The organism is Nitrosomonas sp., assembly GCF_019752095.1.
Lineage (GTDB): Bacteria > Pseudomonadota > Gammaproteobacteria > Burkholderiales > Nitrosomonadaceae > Nitrosomonas.
Genome location: NZ_JAIEMO010000025.1, coordinates 1 through 20,060, shown reverse-complemented (window position 1 = coordinate 20,060; position 20,060 = coordinate 1). Strand labels below are relative to the sequence as shown.

The 20,060-nt window shown below is 45.9% G+C and carries 14 protein-coding genes; 4 read left to right on the top strand and 10 right to left on the bottom strand.

Annotation, left to right across the window (positions count from 1 at the left end):
• The first annotated feature begins 35 nt into the window (after window positions 1-35).
• The 4 genes from K2Q13_RS07855 to K2Q13_RS07840 all read left to right on the top strand — a co-directional run bounded on the left by K2Q13_RS07855 (window position 36) and on the right by K2Q13_RS07840 (window position 7,845).
• Window positions 36-1,535: a helicase HerA-like domain-containing protein gene (locus tag K2Q13_RS07855; protein WP_292920509.1), complete on the top strand. Its 1,500-nt coding sequence runs from the start codon at window positions 36-38 to the stop codon at window positions 1,533-1,535.
• A 146-nt stretch (window positions 1,536-1,681) separates the two neighbouring features.
• A complete protein-coding gene (locus K2Q13_RS07850) occupies window positions 1,682-3,211 on the top strand; it encodes a class I SAM-dependent DNA methyltransferase (RefSeq protein WP_292920508.1) in 1,530 nt (509 codons plus the stop codon).
• On the top strand, window positions 3,208-4,383 hold the full coding sequence (locus K2Q13_RS07845) for a restriction endonuclease subunit S (protein WP_292920507.1): 1,176 nt from the start codon (window positions 3,208-3,210) through the stop codon (window positions 4,381-4,383). The genes K2Q13_RS07850 and K2Q13_RS07845 overlap by 4 nt, the downstream gene beginning before the upstream one ends.
• Window positions 4,384-4,398: 15 nt before the next feature.
• Window positions 4,399-7,845, top strand: a complete 3,447-nt coding sequence (locus tag K2Q13_RS07840) for a DEAD/DEAH box helicase family protein (protein ID WP_292920506.1) — start codon at window positions 4,399-4,401, stop codon at window positions 7,843-7,845.
• Between the two features lie 87 nt (window positions 7,846-7,932).
• Here K2Q13_RS07840 and K2Q13_RS07835 read toward each other — a convergent pair whose 3' ends face one another.
• The 10 genes from K2Q13_RS07835 to rnr all read right to left on the bottom strand — a co-directional run bounded on the left by K2Q13_RS07835 (window position 7,933) and on the right by rnr (window position 19,929).
• Window positions 7,933-10,038, bottom strand: a complete 2,106-nt coding sequence (locus tag K2Q13_RS07835; RefSeq protein WP_292920505.1) for a bifunctional (p)ppGpp synthetase/guanosine-3',5'-bis(diphosphate) 3'-pyrophosphohydrolase — start codon at window positions 10,036-10,038, stop codon at window positions 7,933-7,935.
• Between the two features lie 186 nt (window positions 10,039-10,224).
• The gene (rpoZ, locus tag K2Q13_RS07830; protein WP_292920504.1) at window positions 10,225-10,431 is read right to left on the bottom strand and encodes a DNA-directed RNA polymerase subunit omega; all 207 of its coding nucleotides are present in this window, start codon (window positions 10,429-10,431) and stop codon (window positions 10,225-10,227) included.
• 82 nt (window positions 10,432-10,513) lie between these two features.
• Window positions 10,514-11,131 (bottom strand): guanylate kinase, encoded by a 618-nt coding sequence (gene gmk / locus K2Q13_RS07825; RefSeq protein WP_292920503.1) that lies wholly within the window; start codon window positions 11,129-11,131, stop codon window positions 10,514-10,516.
• Between the two features lie 39 nt (window positions 11,132-11,170).
• A complete protein-coding gene (locus K2Q13_RS07820) occupies window positions 11,171-12,793 on the bottom strand; it encodes an HDOD domain-containing protein (protein WP_292920502.1) in 1,623 nt (540 codons plus the stop codon).
• A gap of 149 nt (window positions 12,794-12,942) precedes the next feature.
• Window positions 12,943-13,407: a peptide-methionine (S)-S-oxide reductase MsrA gene (msrA, locus tag K2Q13_RS07815; RefSeq protein ID WP_292920501.1), complete on the bottom strand. Its 465-nt coding sequence runs from the start codon at window positions 13,405-13,407 to the stop codon at window positions 12,943-12,945.
• A gap of 10 nt (window positions 13,408-13,417) precedes the next feature.
• Window positions 13,418-14,062, bottom strand: coding sequence for a thiol:disulfide interchange protein DsbA/DsbL (locus tag K2Q13_RS07810; RefSeq protein ID WP_292920500.1), 645 nt, complete (start codon window positions 14,060-14,062; stop codon window positions 13,418-13,420).
• Window positions 14,063-14,158: 96 nt separating this feature from the next.
• Window positions 14,159-14,950: an SPOR domain-containing protein gene (locus K2Q13_RS07805; protein ID WP_292920499.1), complete on the bottom strand. Its 792-nt coding sequence runs from the start codon at window positions 14,948-14,950 to the stop codon at window positions 14,159-14,161.
• 24 nt (window positions 14,951-14,974) lie between these two features.
• A complete protein-coding gene (gene argS, locus K2Q13_RS07800; protein WP_292920498.1) occupies window positions 14,975-16,735 on the bottom strand; it encodes an arginine--tRNA ligase in 1,761 nt (586 codons plus the stop codon).
• Window positions 16,736-16,839: 104 nt separating this feature from the next.
• The gene (rlmB, locus tag K2Q13_RS07795) at window positions 16,840-17,580 is read right to left on the bottom strand and encodes a 23S rRNA (guanosine(2251)-2'-O)-methyltransferase RlmB (protein ID WP_292920497.1); all 741 of its coding nucleotides are present in this window, start codon (window positions 17,578-17,580) and stop codon (window positions 16,840-16,842) included.
• A gap of 123 nt (window positions 17,581-17,703) precedes the next feature.
• The gene (gene rnr / locus K2Q13_RS07790) at window positions 17,704-19,929 is read right to left on the bottom strand and encodes a ribonuclease R (RefSeq protein ID WP_292920496.1); all 2,226 of its coding nucleotides are present in this window, start codon (window positions 19,927-19,929) and stop codon (window positions 17,704-17,706) included.
• Window positions 19,930-20,060 lie beyond the last annotated feature (131 nt).

Sequence of the window (20,060 nt, the reverse complement as noted above, 5' to 3'; positions counted from 1 at the left end):
CCTTCAATGCATATTCTGGTATCTCATCAATCCAAATGTCTGAGCCGTTGATTATTGCCAAAACAAACAAAATCGAGTTGGCGCTTTTGCCCGAAATGGCCACGCGTCACGGATGTATTACAGGTGCCACGGGGACAGGCAAGACGGTGACTTTGCAAAAACTGGCTGAAAGCTTCTCCAACATCGGCGTGCCGGTATTCATGGCCGATGTCAAAGGTGATTTAACCGGCATCAGTCAACCGGGTTCATTGACAGATAAATTAGAAACTCATCTGAATAGGATGCAGATGGATGTTCCACAATGGCAAGGTTTTCCGGTTACGCTGTGGGATGTGTTGCAAGAAAATGGACATCCGTTGCGCGCGACTATTTCCGACATGGGGCCGTTGTTGCTGGCTCGTCTGCTGAATCTCAATGAAACGCAAGAAGGTGTCTTGACGCTGGTTTTTAAGGTGGCGGATGATTATGGATTGTTGTTGCTCGATCTCAAAGACCTGCGCGCATTGCTGCAATTTGTGGGCGATAACGCGGATAAATTCAAGACCCAGTACGGCAGCGTTTCATCGGCATCGATTGGCGCCATTCAACGTGGTTTGTTGCAAATAGAAGAACAGGGTGGAGATCACTTTTTCGGTGAGCCCATGTTGAATATCGAGGATTTATTGCAGACTATCGATGGCAAAGGCGTTATAAATATTCTTGCGGCTGATAAGTTATTAAACGCGCCAAGATTGTACAGCACCTTTTTGCTGTGGCTGTTATCCGAGTTGTACGAGAATTTACCGGAAATCGGAGATCGTGATAAACCTAAGCTGATATTCTTTTTCGATGAAGCGCATTTGTTGTTTAGCACCGCGACGCCTGTCTTATTGGAGAAAATCGAACAGGTTGTACGGTTGATACGCTCCAAAGGTGTCGGCATTTATTTCATCACGCAGAATCCGTTTGATATCCCCGAGAAAGTGCTGACCCAGCTAAGCAATCGTATTCAGCATGCCTTACGCGCATTTACGCCACGTGATCAAAAAGCAGTGAACTCTGTGGCTGATACCATGCGACCCAATCCGGAACTGAATATCAAGCAAGCTATCCTTGAACTTTCCGTGGGCGAGGCGTTGATTTCATTTCTTCAGCGCGACGGTTCTCCGGGCATTACCGAGCGCGCGTATATACTTCCTCCGGCCAGCCAGATTGGGCCGATCTCACAGGAAGAGCGACAACAGCTGCTGCAATCTTCTATTGTGGCGGGCGTGTATGAGCAGGAAATCGACCGCGAAAGTGCCTTTGAACTGCTCCTGGCACGGGCGGGCACTGGAAGCTCGTCCGATAATGAAAACTTGAAAAGACCGCTGGAAGAGGGAGGGCTGAAAGATTTGAGCGATTTATTCTCAAGCTCATCAAGCGGGCGAGGAGGGCGGCGCGATGGGGTGATGGATGCGATGGCGAAAAGTGCAGCGCGTTCAATCGGATCGTCCATTGCACGCGCAATTACTCGCGGCCTGCTCGGATCATTATTAGGTCAAAGGCGGCGCTAGAAAGTAGGTCAATATTTCGGAAGTACTTGACAAATAAGAATTTTTATCCTGTTTTTAACACCGCAGCGGCAATGCCGATAGATTTTTAACCGCCTGTTAGTGTACGCTGCTGCTTTTTTAAACGAATAAGCAGGCTTTGAATTATTATGATCACTGGTGCCATCAAGAATCAAGTCGATCAAATCTGGAACACGTTCTGGTCCGGTGGCGTGTCCAATCCGCTGTCGGTAATCGAGCAGATCACCTATCTGTTGTTCGCCAAGCGGCTGGATGAACTGCACACCGCGAAGGAAAGCCAGGCCAATCTGCTCGGCGAAACCCTCGACAACCCCATTTTTGAACCGCAGCAGAGCGAACTGCGCTGGTCGTACTTCAAGGATTTCGACCCGGAGCGCAAATTCACCGTATTCCGCGATCAGGTATTTCCGTTCATCAAATCGCTCAATGGCCGCGCCGGGAGCGCTTACACCCGCTTCATGAAGGATGCGGTGTTCATCATCCCGACCCCGGCGCTGCTGGATAAAGTCACCAACATGATCGACGCCATTCCGATGCACGACCGCGACACCAAGGGCGATCTGTACGAATACATGCTGTCCAAGATCGCCAGCGCCGGGCAGAACGGGCAGTTTCGCACGCCGCGCCATATCATCAAGCTGATGGTCGAGCTGACCACACCGACGCCGAAGGATATCATTTGCGATCCGGCGTGCGGCACCTGCGGTTATCTGGTCGCGGCGGCGGAATATCTGGAACGGCACCACAAATCGCTGTTCTTTGATGCCGCGTTGAAGGAACATTTTCATCACCACATGTTCCACGGCGCCGATTTTGATTCGTCGATGCTGCGCATCGGCGCGATGAACATGACCTTGCACGGCATCGACAACCCCTCGATCGAAAACCGCGACAGTCTCAGCGAAGACCACGCGCTGCAACGCAATGCCTACACGCTGATCCTCGCCAATCCGCCGTTCAAGGGCTCGCTCGATTTTGACGGCACCGCCAAGGATCTGCTGCAAGTTTGTAAAACCAAAAAAACCGAACTGCTGTTCATCAGCCTGTTCCTGAAACAGCTCAAACCCGGCGGGCGCTGCGCCTGCATCGTCCCGGACGGCGTGCTGTTCGGTTCCAGCAACGCGCACCAGCAACTGCGCCGGACACTGGTGGAAGAACAAAAACTCGACGCCATCATTTCCATGCCCTCCGGCGTATTCAAACCCTATGCTGGCGTCTCCACCGCGATCCTGATCTTCACCCGCACCGACTCCGGCGGCACCGACAAGGTATTCTTTTATGACATGCAGGCCGACGGCTACAGCCTGGACGACAAACGCGAACCGCTATTGACCCCGGAGCAACAACTGGAACTCACCCGTCATTCCCGCGAAAGCGGGAATCCAGCACTTCACATCCGAAATAATATCCCGGATATTATCGCCCGTTATGAACAATGGCAAACAACTCGACAGGGTTTTGAGGATAAAAAGCAACAAGCTTTTGTGGTGAGCAAAGCCGACATCGCCGCCAACAAATACGACCTGTCGATCAATCGTTATCGGGAACTTGAATATGAAGCTGTGGAATACGACGCGCCGCAGGTGATTCTGGATCAACTGGAGGCGTTGGAAGTGGAGATTTTGGCGGATTTGAGAGCGTTGAGGGGAATGTTGTGAAAGAAGTACTATTAGGCGATGTTTGTAGAGTCACGACTGGGCAAAGTGCACCACAAGATCAAGAAGCGTTTTCAGAAGAAGGCATACCTTTTATTCGAGCAGGTAGTCTTAATGGATTAATTTCTGGAATGCAGGAAACTAATTTTGAGAAAATTAATAAAGAAAAAGCAAAAGAATTTCGACTAAAGCTTTTTAATAAAGATACTGTAATCTTTGCTAAAAGCGGTATGTCAGCAAAGATTGGGCGAGTGTATTGTCTTAAACAAGATGCTTTCTTAGTAAGTCATTTGGCAGCAGTTATTCCCGGAAAACAAGTTGATGCAGGCTATCTGCATAGATGGTTTGAAAAGAACCCACCATCAGGATTGATCGTTAATGATGCTTATCCATCAATAAAAACAAGTGAAGTTAAAAATATTCGAATTTTTCTTCCGCCATTAGAAGAACAAAAACACATCGCAGGGATACTGGACAAGGCCGATGCCATACGCCGCAAACGCCAGCAAGCCATAGCCCTCACCGACCAACTTCTTCGCTCCGTTTTTCTGGACATGTTTGGTGATCCGGTGACGAATCCGAAGGGATGGAATACTCTGAAACTTGGTGAATGTACCTACTTAGATGCAAGGATGATCGACCCAAAGAAAGATGAATATAAACATCTGAAACATGTTGGAGCTGAAAGAATAGAGAAAGATACCGGGAAGATACGGAAATGCTTATCAGCTATAGAGGAAAATTTGATAAGTAATAAGTTTCTTTTCGATGGTCGATATATCCTGTATACCAAGATTCGTCCGTATTTGAGGAAAGTTGCGCTTCCAGATTTTGTTGGTATTTGTAGCGCAGATATTTATCCTGTAAGACCCGATGATCGAATTCTTTTAAAAGAATATTTATGGTTTATTTTGATATCTGAAGCATTTGTAAAATATACGGAATCTCTACCATCACGAGCGAACATCCCAAAACTCAATCGTGAAGAATTTGCGCGATACGAAATAATGGTCCCTCCAATTGAATTACAGAAGCAATTTTCGGAAATGTTCATTAGGTTTATAAAGAATAATAAGAAATTAAATATTTTTACTGAAGATTCTTGCCATTTGTTTTCTGCTTTAAATCAGCAAGTTTTTCGTAGCGAATTAACCCAACAATTCAAAATTGCATAAAACGGGAATCCAAGAATGGCGGGAAACAACGAAAAATTGAGCAACTTCAGTTTCCTTACCAAACACTGGGTTTTTCTACACGCCGACGCGCAGCAAGTCGAAAGCTACGCCTTGCGCGATCCGCGCGCGGCGGCGATTTATGCTCGCCGAACATTGGAGTTGTCGCTGCGCTGGTTGTTCGCCAACGATACCGCTTTGAAACATCCATATGAAAAAAGTCTGGCGGCGATGATTCATGAGCCGACGTTTGCCGAGAATATCAAACAGGGTTTGTTTCACGACATCAAGTTCATTCACCGGCTGGGCAATGTCGCCGCGCATGGCGATCAGTATATTTCCGCAGAAGAAAGCCTGAAAGCCGCGCAGGCGCTGCACACCTTCCTCGGCTGGCTGTCGCGCGTGTATACGCGGCAGAATGCTGCGCCGCAGCCGTTTCAGGTGGATTGGCTGCCGCAACCGACATCTCGCACTGAGCCGCAAACCCCGCCATTGACGGTGCGGCAACTGGAGCAGTTGCAGGATCAACTGGCTGCCAAGGATGCAACGGCTGCCGCCGCGCACGAAAAACTCACGCACACCGAAACAGAACTGGCAGAACTAAAGGCGCAATTGGCTGCGCTGCAGCAACTCAAGCAAGCCAACCAGAAAACCATCGGCAGTGGCGAATATACCGAGGCGCAGACGCGCGAGCTGATCATCGACGTGATGCTGCGCGAGGCTGGCTGGGACCCGAAGGGAGCGCATGTGGCCGAATACGAGGTGCGGCAGTGCATGCCGACGGCCAGCGGCGAGCACACGGGCAATGGGTATGTGGATTACGTGTTGTGGGGCAGCGACGCTAAGCCGGTGGCGCTGATCGAAGCCAAAAAGACCCGTGGCAATCCGCTCGCAGGCAAGCAGCAGGCGGCTCTGTATGCCGATGGTCTGGAACGGCAGTTCGGCCAGCGCCCGCTGATTTATTATTCCAATGGTTACACCACGTGGTTGTGGGACGATCATTGTTACCCGCCGCGCGAAGTGCAGGGCTTCGCCACCCGTGACGAGTTGCAATGGCGCCTGCATCAGCGCACCACGCGCGAGGCATTGCATGGGCTGCAAGCGAAACCGGAGATCATCGGGCGTCCTTACCAGATCGAGGCCGCGACCCGCGTGCTGGAACATTTTGGCCGCGAGCGCAAGCGCAAAAGTCTGCTGGTGATGGCCACCGGCACCGGCAAAACGCGCTTGTCGATTGCCCTGGTCGACATACTGTTGCGCGCCGGCTGGGTGCGGCGGGTGTTGTTTCTGGCCGACCGCATCACGCTGGTGGGGCAGGCGAAACGCGAATTCAAGCGGTATTTGCCGCACGTGACGGTGACGAGCCTGCTGGAACCGACGCAAGGCGACGCGCGCGTGGTGTTTTCCACCTATCCGACCCTGTTGAACTGCATCGACGGCACGCGGCGCGATATTACGGAGACTTTCAGCGTGGCGCATTTTGATCTGGTGATCATCGATGAAGCGCATCGCTCGGTGTACCAGAAGTACGGCGCGATTTTCGATTATTTCGACGCGCTGCTGCTGGGATTGACCGCCACGCCGCGCGGCGAGGTGGATCGCAATACCTACCGGTTGTTTGAACTCGACGATCACCAGCCGACCTTTGCCTACGAACTGGAGCAGGCGGTGGCGGATGGCTATCTGGTACCGCCGCGCGCGATTTCGGTGCCGCTCAAATTTCAGCGCGAGGGCATCAAGTACCATGATTTGTCGCCGCAGGAGCAGGAGGAATACGAGCAGCAGGAACGTTTCTACGACGAGGAAAGCGGCGAGCTGAAGGAGGCGATCGACCCACCGGCGCTGAATCAGTGGTTGTTCAATGTGGATACTGTGAATAAGGTGCTGATGCACTTGATGGAAAACGGCATCAAGGTGCAAGGCGGCGATACGCTTGGCAAAACCATCATTTTCGCCAAGAACAGCAAGCACGCGGATTTTATCGTCGCGCAGTTCGACAGGAATTATCCGCACTTTGCTGGCCAGTTTTGCCAGAAAATCGATTTTTCGGTGAAATACGCGCAAAGTCTGATCGACCAATTCAAGATTAAGGACAAATTTCCACAGATTGCGGTGTCGGTCGATATGCTGGATACCGGTGTCGATGTGCCGGAAATCGTCAATCTGGTGTTTTTCAAGCTGGTGCGCTCGCGCGTCAAGTTCTGGCAGATGTTGGGGCGGGGCACGCGGCTGTGCGAGGATTTATTCGCACCCGGCGAGCACAAAAAAGAATTCATCATTTTCGATTACTGCCAGAACCTGGAGTTTTTTGACGTTAATCCTGCGGGTTATGATGCCGCGACGCAGGATTCGGTGAAGCAGAAGGTTTTCAAACGGCGGCTGGAATTGGCGGTCGCGTTGCAAAACGGACGTGTGGAAGATGCGGCGGTGAGAAATTTTGCGGTGCAGTTGAAGGATCAATTGCACGGCGTGGTGGCGGCGTTGGATTTGGATAATTTTATCATCCGCAAGCAGCGCAGGGCAGTGGAGCAATACGCCCGGCAGCAAGCCTGGCAAACGCTGGATGAGCGCGATGTGAACGTGCTGGCGAAAAAAATCAGCGGATTGCCCGCGGTGGATAGCGACGATGAAAGCGTGCGCCGTTTTGATCTGTTGCTCTTGAATCTGCAGTTAGCGCTGTGGCAGAATAATCCGGCACAGCAGAACTATCAACGCACAGTGCGACAAATCGCCAGGGAACTGGAAGATAAGGCGGCGATTCCCAGCGTGGCGGCGCAGATGACGCTCATTCTGGAGCTGCAAACCGATGCCTGGTGGCAGGATGTCACGTTGCCGATGCTGGAAGACGTGCGGGTGCGGTTGCGTGGATTGACGCGGTTTATCAGCCTGCAGGAGCAGGCGGATGTGTACACGCATTTTACCGATACGCTGATTCAGGAAGAAGCGACCGAATATCAGGTGGTCAAGCGCGATCCGAATCTGCAGAATTATCGCGAGCGGGTGCAGCGCTTTATCCGCGAGCATCAGGATCATGTCACGATCCGGCGCTTGAGAAATAATGAACCGATCGCACCGACCGACATTTTGGCGCTGGAAACCATTCTGTTCGCCGAAAGTGGCCCGATCCCCAAAGACGAGTATGCGAAAATTTATGGTCAGGAGCCGCTGGGAAAACTGGTGCGCTCGGTTATCGGTCTGGATCGCAGTGCCGCCAAGGCGGTATTTGCCGAGTTTTTAGCCCGATCGCCCGCTTTGAATGCGGATCAAATGGCTTTCTTGAACGAGATCGTCGAATATCTGGTGAAAAACGGCGTGATGGAGCCTCGCGCGATTTTTGAAACGCCGTTTAATCATTATCATGAGCTGGGCGTGGTCGGTGTTTTTGGCGATGAACTGAGCCGACAGATTGTCGAGCGTATTCATGACGTAAATCAGAACGCGGGAATGGTTGCTGCGCGAAAATAAATGGGTAATGCTTGTCAGTATTATGCGTTTCTGACTAGTCCATTCCTGAATCATCCGCTATTTTGGCGGCTGTCATCAGTGACGGTTCTAATCTTCTATGCGGCGAATGGTGGTAATTTCACGTAAATGCCTGAGGCCGCGAATGACTTGTGAGAGATGGAGCCGGTTGTTAACTTGCAGGACGAAGCGCATGTGCATGCGCTCATTTTCGTTTTCCATGGCAATATCATCAATATTTGAATCGGCCTTGGCAATTTCAGCTGCAACTCGCGCTAAAACGCCTTGTTTATTGTCTGTGATTATCTCAATAGCCGCTTCAAAAGTTCGCGTGATGTCTTTTCCCCAGGTCACATTGAGGTAGTTTTCCTGATTCTTGGGGTTGTGTGAAATGTTATTACAATTCAGTACATGAACAATTAATCCAGAATCTTTTTTGATAATGCCGACGATGGCGTCGTCTGGTATCGGGCGGCAGCATTTGGCAAATTGCACCGCTGAACCTTCTGTTCCCAGTATGGTAATGGGGGTTGCAGTCTGTTCCTTGGAAATGGATTCTGACGGGGCTATTAATCGCCTCGCTACCACGGCTGCAAGCTGTTTGCCTAAAGCCATTTCAGTAAATAATTCTTGCTTGGATTTGACGCCGCTATCGCGCGCTAACTTATTCCACTGAGTCGCGGTAATAGAGTCTGGATTGATATTAAACGATATAAGCGCCTGATTTAACAAGCGCTCACCTAACTTAACGGATTCCTCATATTGAATCGTCTTGAGAAAATAGCGGATATGTGAGCGCGCTCTTGCGGTTGCAATATAACCAAGCCAGGATGGATTGGGCTTGGCATATGGCGCGGTAACGATTTCTATACGGTCTCCACTTTTCAATTTTGTGCGTAATGGCGCATTTTCACCATTAATTTTGGCAGCTACACAGCAATTGCCGACATCGGAATGCACTGCATAGGCAAAATCAACGGCGGTTGATCCCCTGGGTAGCGTTAATATTTTACCTTGTGGGGTGAAAACAAAAACATCGCTTGGGAATAAATCGATTTTAAGATGTTCCAGAAATTCTGATGAATCCGTTGAGCTGCTGAGTGTTTCCATTAAGCTATGCAGCCATTGACTAGTTTTTAAATGCAGTTCATCAAAATTTCCATCTAAATTTTTATAGAGCCAGTGGGAAGCTACGCCATTTTCAGCAATTCGGTGCATTTCAGCAGTACGGATTTGAATTTCGATCGGTATGCCAAAGGGGCCCAATAATGTGCTATGCAAGGATTGATAGTCATTATTTTTTGGAATCGCGATGTAATCCTTAAATTTTCCCGGGATTGGTTTGTATAGACCATGCAACATTCCTAGTGCAACATAGCATGAGGGTATATCTTTGACGATCACGCGAAAACCGTAAATATCAAGTACTTCAGAGAAAGACAAATGTTTCTCCAGCATCTTGTTATAAATACTGTAAAGATGTTTTTCACGCCCGGTCACTTCCGCATCCAAATGCGCTTCTTTGAGCTTTGACGTAATGGTTTCGAGTATTTTTCCAACCACTTCACGCCGATTGCCGCGCGCGGCCCTAGTCGCTTTCACCAGTACTTTATGGCGCAAGGGATAAGAATAGCGAAAGCCCAATTCTTGAAGTTCTTGGTAGATATTGTTAAGTCCCAGCCGGTGGGCAATGGGGGCATAAATTTCCAGAGTTTCGCGCGCGATGCTGCGTTGTTTGGCCGGGATCATGACGGATAATGTTTGCATATTATGCAAGCGATCTGCCAATTTTATTAGAATGACACGCACATCACGGGCCATTGCCAGTAACATCTTGCGAAAATTTTCAGCTTGCGCTTCTTCTTGTGTCTGGAATTCAATTTTTGCAAGCTTAGAAACACCATCCACTAATTCCGCGACGGGCTCACCGAATCTTTCACTAATTTCAGCTTTAGAGATATCTGTATCTTCGACCACATCATGCAATAGGGCTGCCGTCAGGGTAGGAGCATCAAGATGCAGCTTGCTTAGAATTCTTGCTACCGCTACAGGGTGAGAGATATAGGGCTCCCCAGACTTGCGGAATTGCCCTGAATGCGCTCCTAAACCAAATGAATAAGCATTTCTGAGCTGAATAATATCTTCAGGTTTAAGATATTGCGATGTCTCTGAAAATAAAAAATCTGCTTCTGCCATTGAGTTTAATTAATTTAGTATGCGTCATTAAATTACTGAATATTTAAGTTCTCAAGTTTAAGCTTAAATCAGAATTAATATTTTAAAATTTGTTGCGACGATGTGTCAGGATATCCAACACAATCGACGTGTAACTAGATTTTATAAACTACCGGGGTTTACGTGTTTTGTAATTTTAAAGTCATTTTACATATTTCTGGGATTGAGAATGTCCAAACCCACCTTGCCTTGGGCTACTTCACGCAAAGCTACAACCGTAGGCTTATTACGCCCAGCTTCAACCAAAGGTGCAGAACCAATTGCCAGTTGTCTTGCACGCGTCGTTGCAACTAGCGTCATATCAAATCGGTTGGATATCCTTTTCAAACAATCATCAACAGTAATTCGTGCCATTTCATTTGCCTCAGGAATGATAATAATGTACGAATTTTACAGGAAAAAACATGAAATGATGGCGTTTATTAATCAACACCAATTATGATAGCTGCGCAACTAAAGCGTGGTGCTTCATCATTTGCCGTTCTGTCCTCAAGCGTTCAGCTTTAACAAGGCAAATTAAGTCGCTGAGCGCTTCGTTCAGTTTGCCGTTAACAATGATGTAATCAAACTCTGCAATATGGCTGATTTCTTCCCGAGCCGCTTTAAGTCGCTTTTTGATGACCTCAGGATCATCTTGTGCGCGAGTTTTTAGCCGGGTTGCCAGCGCTTCGGCTGAAGGCGGAAGAACAAAAATAGCGGTAGAATGAGGGAAAATTTGTTTTATTTGCTTTGCGCCCTGGCAGTCAATTTCAAGCAAAATATCCTGTCCGGATGACATCGCGTCATTGAGCCAGTGTTGCGAGGTACCGTAGAGATTGCCATAAACTTCTGCGCTTTCCACAAATTCACCATTAAATAGCATTTGTTTGAATTTCGCTTCAGTGACAAAGTGATAGTCACGGCAATCGATTTCTCCATTGCGGGGTGGTCGAGTGGTGTGTGAGATTGACAGATTAAGATTCAAACTCGATTGCAGCAATTCTCGAACCAGACTAGTTTTTCCGGCTCCTGATGGTGCGCTGATAACAAACAAACAGCCTGGAGTTTTAATCATAATGCTTGTATCCAACCAACTTTATACGTCATTGATTTCTTATTTTGAATTAAGAGCGATCAGTATTAGTCCTTTCAGGATTCTAACAAGCTTCGCTTCATCGTGCGTTATTACTTCAGATGATACGGTCTCACGATCCGCATAAATTAAACCAATAGGTTTCTTATTAACTACCAAGGGAAGCAGAAGGAAGCTGTGTGCATCAGGTAATAAAGTTGTGTGCCACAGCGGCATAAGTTTACGGATTCTGGGTATAAAGGCATTCGAAATGACGAGATCTATATTTCTTTGCATGGCAAGATGAAATAAATCATTAGTAGGCACGGCAGAGAAATTGAAGCTTTTTTGATATTCTAAATTTCTTTTACCTAGCGAACTGCGTGCACGAAAAGAATTCATTTTAGAATCTCTTAGACATAATGTAATAAAACGAAATCCAAGTGCAGAACAAAGAGAATCCAAGCTTTGGTTGATAAGATTTTCAAGTCTATAATCACCCGATGACATCATTTCAGTGGTGTTCTGAATGCCTTTTAATAGCAATATCGATGCATTATAGGGTTTGTTGCAGGAATAACGTTCAGTAATTTGTAGATTATGAGTCTCATCGTTATTTATCGTCAAATTATTGATTAAATTTTCTTCCGCAGCAATATCGAATTCGCAATGCGCTGAGTCTTGGCTGATTTTATTATTCTTATCCACCGAAGCCAAATCGGCTGTGATTAGAAGTTCACGAGTTTCTAAGCTAGCTTTATCGATCAACTCATTCAGTACAGGCATAGTCAGATTGAGCGCTTTGCCAAACCGACTAAGTAATTCTTCTTTTAGTTTGAGATATTCCTTGGTTGGATTGGCACTTAGAACAAGCGGCGAGGCTTTCTCACAAAATTCTGCTGCTATCTGCATCCATTCTTGTTTGTTCTTGGGCGTAATCAAGACACTGGATGGTTTTGCACTGAGGGCCTGAATCACATTGACAGGTACATTCCAGTCATCTAATAAAGTTTCTGACAAACTATCCAACCTGAAGCCAAGTACTTGCATGGATGCTTGTTCTGGCGTGTGCTGACCTTGAGCGGCAAGCGCCATCATTTGGTGATAAAGATCAGGCTCATAAGTGGCTAATAAAATGCGTCCAAGATTTTTGAATAAAGCAGCAATAGAAACTTCTTCGATATCTTTAACAAATGAAGTTCGCGCAGCTAATTTGCGGCTAATCATGCTTGCTGCTAATGCATGAATTAATTCGATACGTACATGTGCTGCATGTTTTGCGGACATTCCATCGACTAACAATATAGCCAAAGCACTGGTCTTGACAGAATCAAATCCTAACAAGAATATTGCCTTATTGATGCTGGAAATTTCTTTATTTGTAATTGCTTTGAAAGCTGCGGAATTCGATAAGCGCAGGATTTTTTGCGTTAATGAAACATCGGATAAAACATAATAAGTCAATTGTTGTATCGACTGATCATCCGAAGAAGACAGTTTTACAATTCGCGCGATGGAACTACCAAGTGCAGGAAGATTTGGATCATTAGTGACGGCATTGAACAGACGATCTTTTAAAGTTATGGCATCGCCTTTTATTGTGGCCGTATGAACAAAGGAATTTGATGGGCCTTGTGGATAACCAGGTTTTTGTATAGATCCCATCGTAATGTTCTTTTTAAAAGATACTGATATATTTGAAATAATAGTGTTATAACTATTCGTGCCAGATTCTTTGTCTGAATACACTATTAATTAATTGTATTTTTAGTTTTTCTGTTATCGACACAAATCGAAATTGATTGATAATATAGTTAATAAATGCCATGTTTGGCGAGATAATTCTGATGGTATTCTTCTGCGTTATGGAATTGGCTGGCGGGCAAAATTTGCGTTATGATCGGATCTTGCCAGCGTTTGCTTGTTTTTAGTTTTTCCTTGGATTCTCTTGCGGATTTTTCTTGCTCTGGCGTGAAATAAAAAATGACTGAGCGGTATTGTTCACCGATGTCCGGGCCTTGTCGATCCTGTGTGGTAGGATTATGGCAGTTCCAAAATTCGTTTAACAAAGCTTCAAAAGAGATTTCATTATCATCATATTCTACTAATACTACTTCAATGTGGCCGGTAGTGCCGGTGCAGACTGATGTGTAAGTTGGATTAGTAGTGTGTCCGCCAGAATAACCACAGGTGACATTTTTAATGCCCTTATTGCGACGAAAAGCTGCTTCTACTCCCCAGAAACAGCCCGCTCCAAAAATGATCTTGTTTGCAGCCATTAATTTTTTCTCATCGTTCTTTACGTACTTTTTCAATGAGCGCTTCCAGAGTTTTAATAGTAGCTTGTGGCGTTCCGCTCATTCCACCGCTGGTGAGATACTTTCCATTAATTATTAAAGAAGGTACGCCTTTGAATTGATATTGGCGTGTCATTTGTGTCGATTTCGCTACCTGATTTTGAACCGTAAATGAATTGTAGGTATTTTCAAATTTTTTTCTATCGATGTTTTGTTTTTCGATCCAATCAAATAAAACAGATTCATTGTTTAAATCAATTTTGTCGCGATGAATGGCATCATAAATCTTGTCGTTTAGCGTATCGGTTAGCGACATGGCTTCAATGGCATAAAATATTTTGGCACCGAATGCCCAGTTGGTGCGAAGAATAGCAGGCACATAACGGAAGCTAACATCACTAGGTAGATTCATCAGCCAGGTTTTAAGGTGCGGATGTAAGCTGTAGCAAGACGGGCAACCGTACCAGAAAAATTCAAGAACTTCAATCTTGGTATCATCGTCAGTAGGCTGGGTTTTACTCAGAACAACATAATCCTTACCTTCAATAATGTTAGCTTGTGCGTGAGTTTTAGTGATAAAAGAAAAAACCGACACTAAAACCAAGAAGAAAATCGTAACAGACTGGTATCGATTCATTTAAATCTCCTAATAAAAAAGTATTTCATTGATTACTGGATTCTGGATGCTGCAGAACACGGTCAAAACAAATTTCAGCGTTGTTTGGTAAATCTTTTATTGTATTTTGATAAAGTGAGTATCGATGCCGTTCTCCTTTAGAGAATGGCTAGTTTGATCGCTATCCGATTTGTTTGTAAAAGGGCCGATTCGAACTCTATACCAGGTTCCTCTTTCGGCTAAATCAATGGATTGTATGGATGCAAACACGCCGAGTAATGCGAGCCGTGCTTTAAGGTTCTCAGCCTCATCATTTTTTCTGAATGCGCCAGCCTGTAAAAATATTCTTTCTTTCATAGCTGGAGGGCTTTGTATTTGAGGTGATACAGGCTGCTGCGATTGTGGAATAGGTTGGGGTTCGATTGGAAGCACGCGAGATGGAATGGCGGCAGTTTGTTGAGGAGGTGCTGTAGACGTGATGCCAGAGTTCGGTAAAGCTACTTGTGGTGATCTTTCCAGCGACTTGTTGCTGACTTCGGGTGCTTTGGCAGCCACTTGCGGTTGTGCTGGCGGTTCAATATCTTTTTGGTACTCATGGTCCATTTCAGGTTCATCTATACCTGGTAGTATTTTGTAAAAATCAAACCGAGGTTTTTCTTCGACTAAGTTTATTGGTTCTTCTGTCATAAGCATGGATTTTTCAGTGCTTTTGGGTGTCTCGATAGAAGACTGAGTTTGATTTTTCTCAGCGGGTAAGAATGGACTGGGTGCATAGTTAAGATACAACCATATTCCAATTGCACTCGCAAGACCTAACGCATAACCGACGAATCCGCCTAAGAATGCCGACCCCCCTTTCTCATTTGTGGATTTGGCTGAAGACTTGCGAGTTTTATAATCCCGGCTCATGAGCGTCCTTATACAATTTTTAAGTTACATTTTATCAGGTGCACTCACATCAAGTAATAGTAAACCGTTACTCAATGTCTGACGAATCGATGCAATTAGCGCTAGCCTAGCATGTTGCAATGAAATTTCAGGTACCAGAAAACGCGTTGAATTATAGTAACTATGAAATTCGCTGGCCAGTTCTCTGAGATAAAATGCAATGAGATGAGGCGAAAACTCTTTGGCTGCCATTTCGAGCGTATCGGGAAAATCAATTAATTTTTGCAGCAGAGCCAATTCTGCTGGGCTGGACAATATGTCTGCATTGACATCTTGCAGATCGTCGACATTTCCATCCCATTGTGTTAACACACTGCACACACGAGCGTGAGCATACTGAACATAATAGACCGGATTTTCATTGCTTTGCGATTTGGCCAGATCCATGTCAAAGTCTAAGTGCTGATCGCTTTTGCGCATCACGTAAAAAAATCGCGCGGCATCCTTACCGACTTCTTGGCGTAATTCACGTAAGGTGACAAATTCACCGGAACGAGTAGACATCGGAGCTTTCTTGCCATTCCGGTAAAGTACGGCAAATTGCACCAAAGCGATTTGCAATTTTTCGGCATCCAGATCCAGTGCATGCAACGCGCCTTTTACTCGTGGGATATAACCATGATGGTCTGCACCCCAGATATTGATTACCTGATCAAAGCCCCGCTCAAATTTATTCAGATGATAAGCGATATCCGAAGCGAAATAGGTAAATTGGCCATTTTCCCGTTGCACGACACGATCTTTCTCGTCGCCAAAATCTGTGGAACGAAACCAAGTCGCTCCATCTTGTTGATATAAGTGATGTTTTTTTTCAAGTAGTTCAATCGCGTGTGCCACCAAGCCATTATCAAATAACGATTGTTCTGAAAACCAGGTATCAAATTCGACACCGAACTCCATTAAATCATTGCGGCAATCGCCCAGTTGCTCCGTTAGCACAAAATTGTGTATATATGCATAATCTTGACCCAATATTTTCTTCGTGTTGGCAATCAGTTTGTCTAGTTGTTCGTCGATATTCATTTCAGCCGCTAGCACAGCTTCCGGCGAACTATCCAGCAATAACTCGGGTTGATGTACATAACGTTGTGCATGCGCTTGAAAAATTTGTTGCGCCATAGTTTTAACGTACTCTCCCTGATAAGCATTCTGCGGAAAAGGAATATGGATGTGATTAAGCTCCAGATAACGCAACCACGTTGACAACGTCAAGATATCCATTTGCCGCCCTGCGTCATTGACGTAGAATTCCCGGGACACATCAAATCCTGCAGCTGCCAAAATATTGGATAAGCTTGCCCCAATCGCTGCGCCACGGCCATGACCAACATGCAGTGGTCCAGTTGGATTGGCCGAGACAAATTCCACCTGGATTCTTTTTCCTTGTCCAAGGGTGCAATTTCCGAATGTATTTTTGCTATGCAATATATAATGCAGAAATTGTTGCTTGGCAGAATTTTTTAAGAACAGATTGATAAATCCAGCGCCGGCCACTTCCACTTTTTCAAGATAAGGTGAAGGTGGCAGTGCATTAACCAATAATTGTGCAATTTCTCGTGGGCTTTTATGTAACGGTTTGGCTAATTGCATGGCCAGATTACACGAATAATCGCCATGACTGGCTTGTTTGGTACGGGTCAATTCAATGTCAACCACTGCGGCTTCAAGAGATCTAATAGCGTTACTTGCTTGCTGGAAAAGCCCGATAAAGTGAGTTTTGAAGTTGGGGAAATCAGTTGATGTCATAGTTAAGGGCAAGCGATATTATTAGTTTATTGCACTAAATTAAAGCGCATAGCATACACAGCTGTGTTATTTCTACATGAAATACATTTTATCAGGTGCGTGACTCAGGCCAAAGATTGTTGACGATGGGTTTCAAAAAGACAAATTCCTGCACTGACGGCAACATTCAAACTTTCGATATTGCCTTGCATTGGAATTCGAACCAACTGATCGCAATTCTCGCGCGTTAAGCGTCGTAGTCCTTTTTCCTCAGAGCCGAATACCCAGGCAACAGCACCGCTAATCTTGAAATTGGCTAAGTCGTGTTCAGCGTCTTCGGCAGTACCAAAAATCCAAACACCTTGTTCTTTCAATTGATTCAGTGTGCGCGCCAGATTGGTGACCGATATAAAAGGCACGGTATCAGCCGCACCACTAGAGACCTTGTATACAGTGGGAGTTAATCCAACAGCCCGGTCTTTTGGCGCAATTACAGCATGCACCCCAAAAGCATCGGCAACGCGTAGACATGCACCTAGATTGTGCGGATCCTGAATTCCATCCAACACCAACAATCGCGCAGGTTCGGTTAATGCGTCGAGGATGTCATCAATACTGACATAATTGCTTATACCGTCGATATTGGCCACAATGCCTTGATGATGGTCGTTGCCTGACATGTTAGTGAGTTTTGATCCATCGCAGGAGGTAACGTGGATTTTCTTGTTTTCGGCCAGCTTGATTAGCTCCTGTGCGCGTTGATCTGCGCGTGTGGCATCGATAAAGATCTCTTTGATACTATTCGGATTCTGTCGTAAGCGACTGGTAACTGCATGAAAGCCAAATATAAAGCGAGTGCTGGGCACGTTTTAATTAATCCTAAAAAAATGATGAGGCATCACTTATCGTGAAGCGTGTCAAAATAGGAACCGATAGATTGTGTGACTGAATTTTTGTGTGTATCTGTATTGTAAAACAATTTCAAAAACTTAATGCGATTTCTTGTTTCTAGTGGAAGTCTTTGCCTTAGATTGCCCGGCTTTCTTTTCTGGTTCGGCTAAAACAAAATCTATTTTACTGGTTTCTAAATCGACCCGAACCAATTTGATGCGTATTCGATCGCCTAGGCGATATTGTTTGCCGCTACGTTCGCCCAGTAAAACATGCTTGGTTGCATCAAAATGGAAATAGTCACTCGGTAGCTCGGAAATATGCACCAGTCCTTCTACGTATACGTTATCAAGCGCGACGAATAAACCGAATCCGGTAACGCTGCTGATCACTCCGTCAAAACATTCGCCGATTTTATCCTGCATATAAAAGCATTTTAACCAGGATTCAACGTCACGTGTGGCATCATCGGCGCGTCGCTCGGTCATTGAGCAGTGGTGCCCAAATTCGGACCAATCGCCAGGATGGTAAGTCTCTCCGTTTAATACTGCTTTAATCGCACGATGTACCAGCAGATCAGGGTAGCGCCTGATTGGCGAGGTAAAATGTGTGTAAGCATCGTATGCAAGTCCGAAATGACCGGCGAGATCGGGACTATAAATGGCTTGCTGCAATGATCTTAGCATCACTGTTTGAAGTAGCTGTGCATCCGGTCTTCCTTGTATTTTGAGTAAGGTTTGCGCGTAATCTTGTGCGCTGGGTTTGTTTTTTCCTCCTAGCTGGATACCAAATTCCTTCAAAAAATTGCGCAATATGTCAATTTTCTCTGGCTTAGGGCTTTCATGAATACGATAGAGTGTGGTCTGCCCGTGTTTCTGCAGAAAATCTGCGGCGCAGACATTGGCCGCCAGCATGCATTCCTCAATTAAACGGTGCGCCTCGTTGCGATGCACTGGTAAAATCTTTTCGATTTTTCCTTGATCATTGAAAAACATCTGCGTTTCAGTGGTTTCAAAATCAATAGCGCCGCGTTTTTTGCGTGCTTTCAGTAAGGCTTTAAAGAGCTTGTAGATTAGTTGTAAATGCGGTAATAATTCTGCATATTCCTGAGCCTCGTAGCTTTTTGCATCGGCCAGTATAGCCGCAACTTTGGTATAGGTCAGTCGCGCATGTGAGTACATTACGGCGGGATAAAAAGAATAGTCCAGTATATCGCCGTTGGCTTGGAATTGTATTTCACACACCATGCACAGACGTTTTTTATCAGGGTTTAAGGAGCATAATCCGTTAGATAATACTTCTGGCAGCATCGGGATGACGCGGCGCGGAAAGTAAACCGAGTTCCCTCGATTGAGGGCCTCGTGGTCAATCGGATCGTGCGGTTTTACATAGTGACTGACATCCGCAATTGCTACATACAATCGGTATCCTTTGCCATCTTTTGCGCAGAAAACGGCATCGTCAAAATCCTTTGCAGTTTCCCCGTCAATGGTTATCAGCGGTAAATGACATAGATCTTTGCGTTCGACCAACTCTTTCTTTAATACATTTTTAGGGAATTTGGCTGAAAGTTTTTCAATATCAGGCGAGAACTCGTGAGGTAGATCGTGCTTGCGTAAAGCGATTTCAATTTCCATCCCGGGAGCAGTATAGTTGCCAAGAATTTCAATAATTTTACCGATGGGCTGGGCGCGTTTGCTCGGTTGTTGGATTATTTCCACCATCACGACTTGACCGGCTTCAGCCTTTAGTGAGTGCTCCTGGGCGATCAAAATATCCTGACTGATGCGTTTATTTTCGGCTACCACCAATAGAATGCCATGATCAATATGTAGCCGTCCTACTAATCTCGTATTGCAAGACTCCAACACTTCCACGATCGCAGCTTCCCTGCGTCCGCGCCGATCCAGACCGGTTTCACGCACTAAAACACGGTCGCCATGCAACGCTTTTTGCATTTCCTTGGCGCTCAGATACAAATCTGCACTACCATCATCTGGAATCAGAAAACCAAACCCATCGGCATGCCCCTGAATTTTTCCTTTAATTAAATCCAGTTTCTCCATCACGCAAATATCGCCTTTGCGGTTACGGAAAATCTGGCCATCACGCATCATCGCCGATAAGCGGCGATTAAAGAGATCTTCCTCTTTTCTTGTAATGGACAGTAATTTTCGTAACAATTGCTCGGCGATCGGAATACCTTGCTGCTTTAGGGTTTGAAGAATATATTCTCGACTAGGTAATGGGTGCTTGTAGCGTTCTTTTTCTCGCTCATAGTGCGGATCCAAGTGGCGCAGCTTTCGCTTTTTCTCATTTGACAAAACAGTGATTTCCTATAGAATTACGCGTTCTTTGGCAGTCCGATCCGGCTGTCTCTTGCCCAGATGGCGGAATTGGTAGACGCGCATGGTTCAGGTCCATGTGCCTTCGGGTGTGGAGGTTCGAGTCCTCT

What these genes read in the sequence shown, in the direction of transcription:
- K2Q13_RS07850 (WP_292920508.1), top strand. Translation starts at nt 1,682, where the DNA reads ATGATCACTGGTGCCATCAAGAATCAAGTCGATCAAATCTGGAACACG.
- K2Q13_RS07835 (WP_292920505.1), bottom strand. Translation starts at nt 10,038, where the DNA reads ATGGCAGAAGCAGATTTTTTATTTTCAGAGACATCGCAATATCTTAAA.
- rpoZ (WP_292920504.1), bottom strand. Translation starts at nt 10,431, where the DNA reads ATGGCACGAATTACTGTTGATGATTGTTTGAAAAGGATATCCAACCGA.
- K2Q13_RS07810 (WP_292920500.1), bottom strand. Translation starts at nt 14,062, where the DNA reads ATGAATCGATACCAGTCTGTTACGATTTTCTTCTTGGTTTTAGTGTCG.
- K2Q13_RS07855 (WP_292920509.1), top strand. Translation starts at nt 36, where the DNA reads ATGTCTGAGCCGTTGATTATTGCCAAAACAAACAAAATCGAGTTGGCG.
- argS (WP_292920498.1), bottom strand. Translation starts at nt 16,735, where the DNA reads ATGACATCAACTGATTTCCCCAACTTCAAAACTCACTTTATCGGGCTT.
- K2Q13_RS07840 (WP_292920506.1), top strand. Translation starts at nt 4,399, where the DNA reads ATGGCGGGAAACAACGAAAAATTGAGCAACTTCAGTTTCCTTACCAAA.
- gmk (WP_292920503.1), bottom strand. Translation starts at nt 11,131, where the DNA reads ATGATTAAAACTCCAGGCTGTTTGTTTGTTATCAGCGCACCATCAGGA.
- K2Q13_RS07805 (WP_292920499.1), bottom strand. Translation starts at nt 14,950, where the DNA reads ATGAGCCGGGATTATAAAACTCGCAAGTCTTCAGCCAAATCCACAAAT.
- K2Q13_RS07820 (WP_292920502.1), bottom strand. Translation starts at nt 12,793, where the DNA reads ATGGGATCTATACAAAAACCTGGTTATCCACAAGGCCCATCAAATTCC.
- msrA (WP_292920501.1), bottom strand. Translation starts at nt 13,407, where the DNA reads ATGGCTGCAAACAAGATCATTTTTGGAGCGGGCTGTTTCTGGGGAGTA.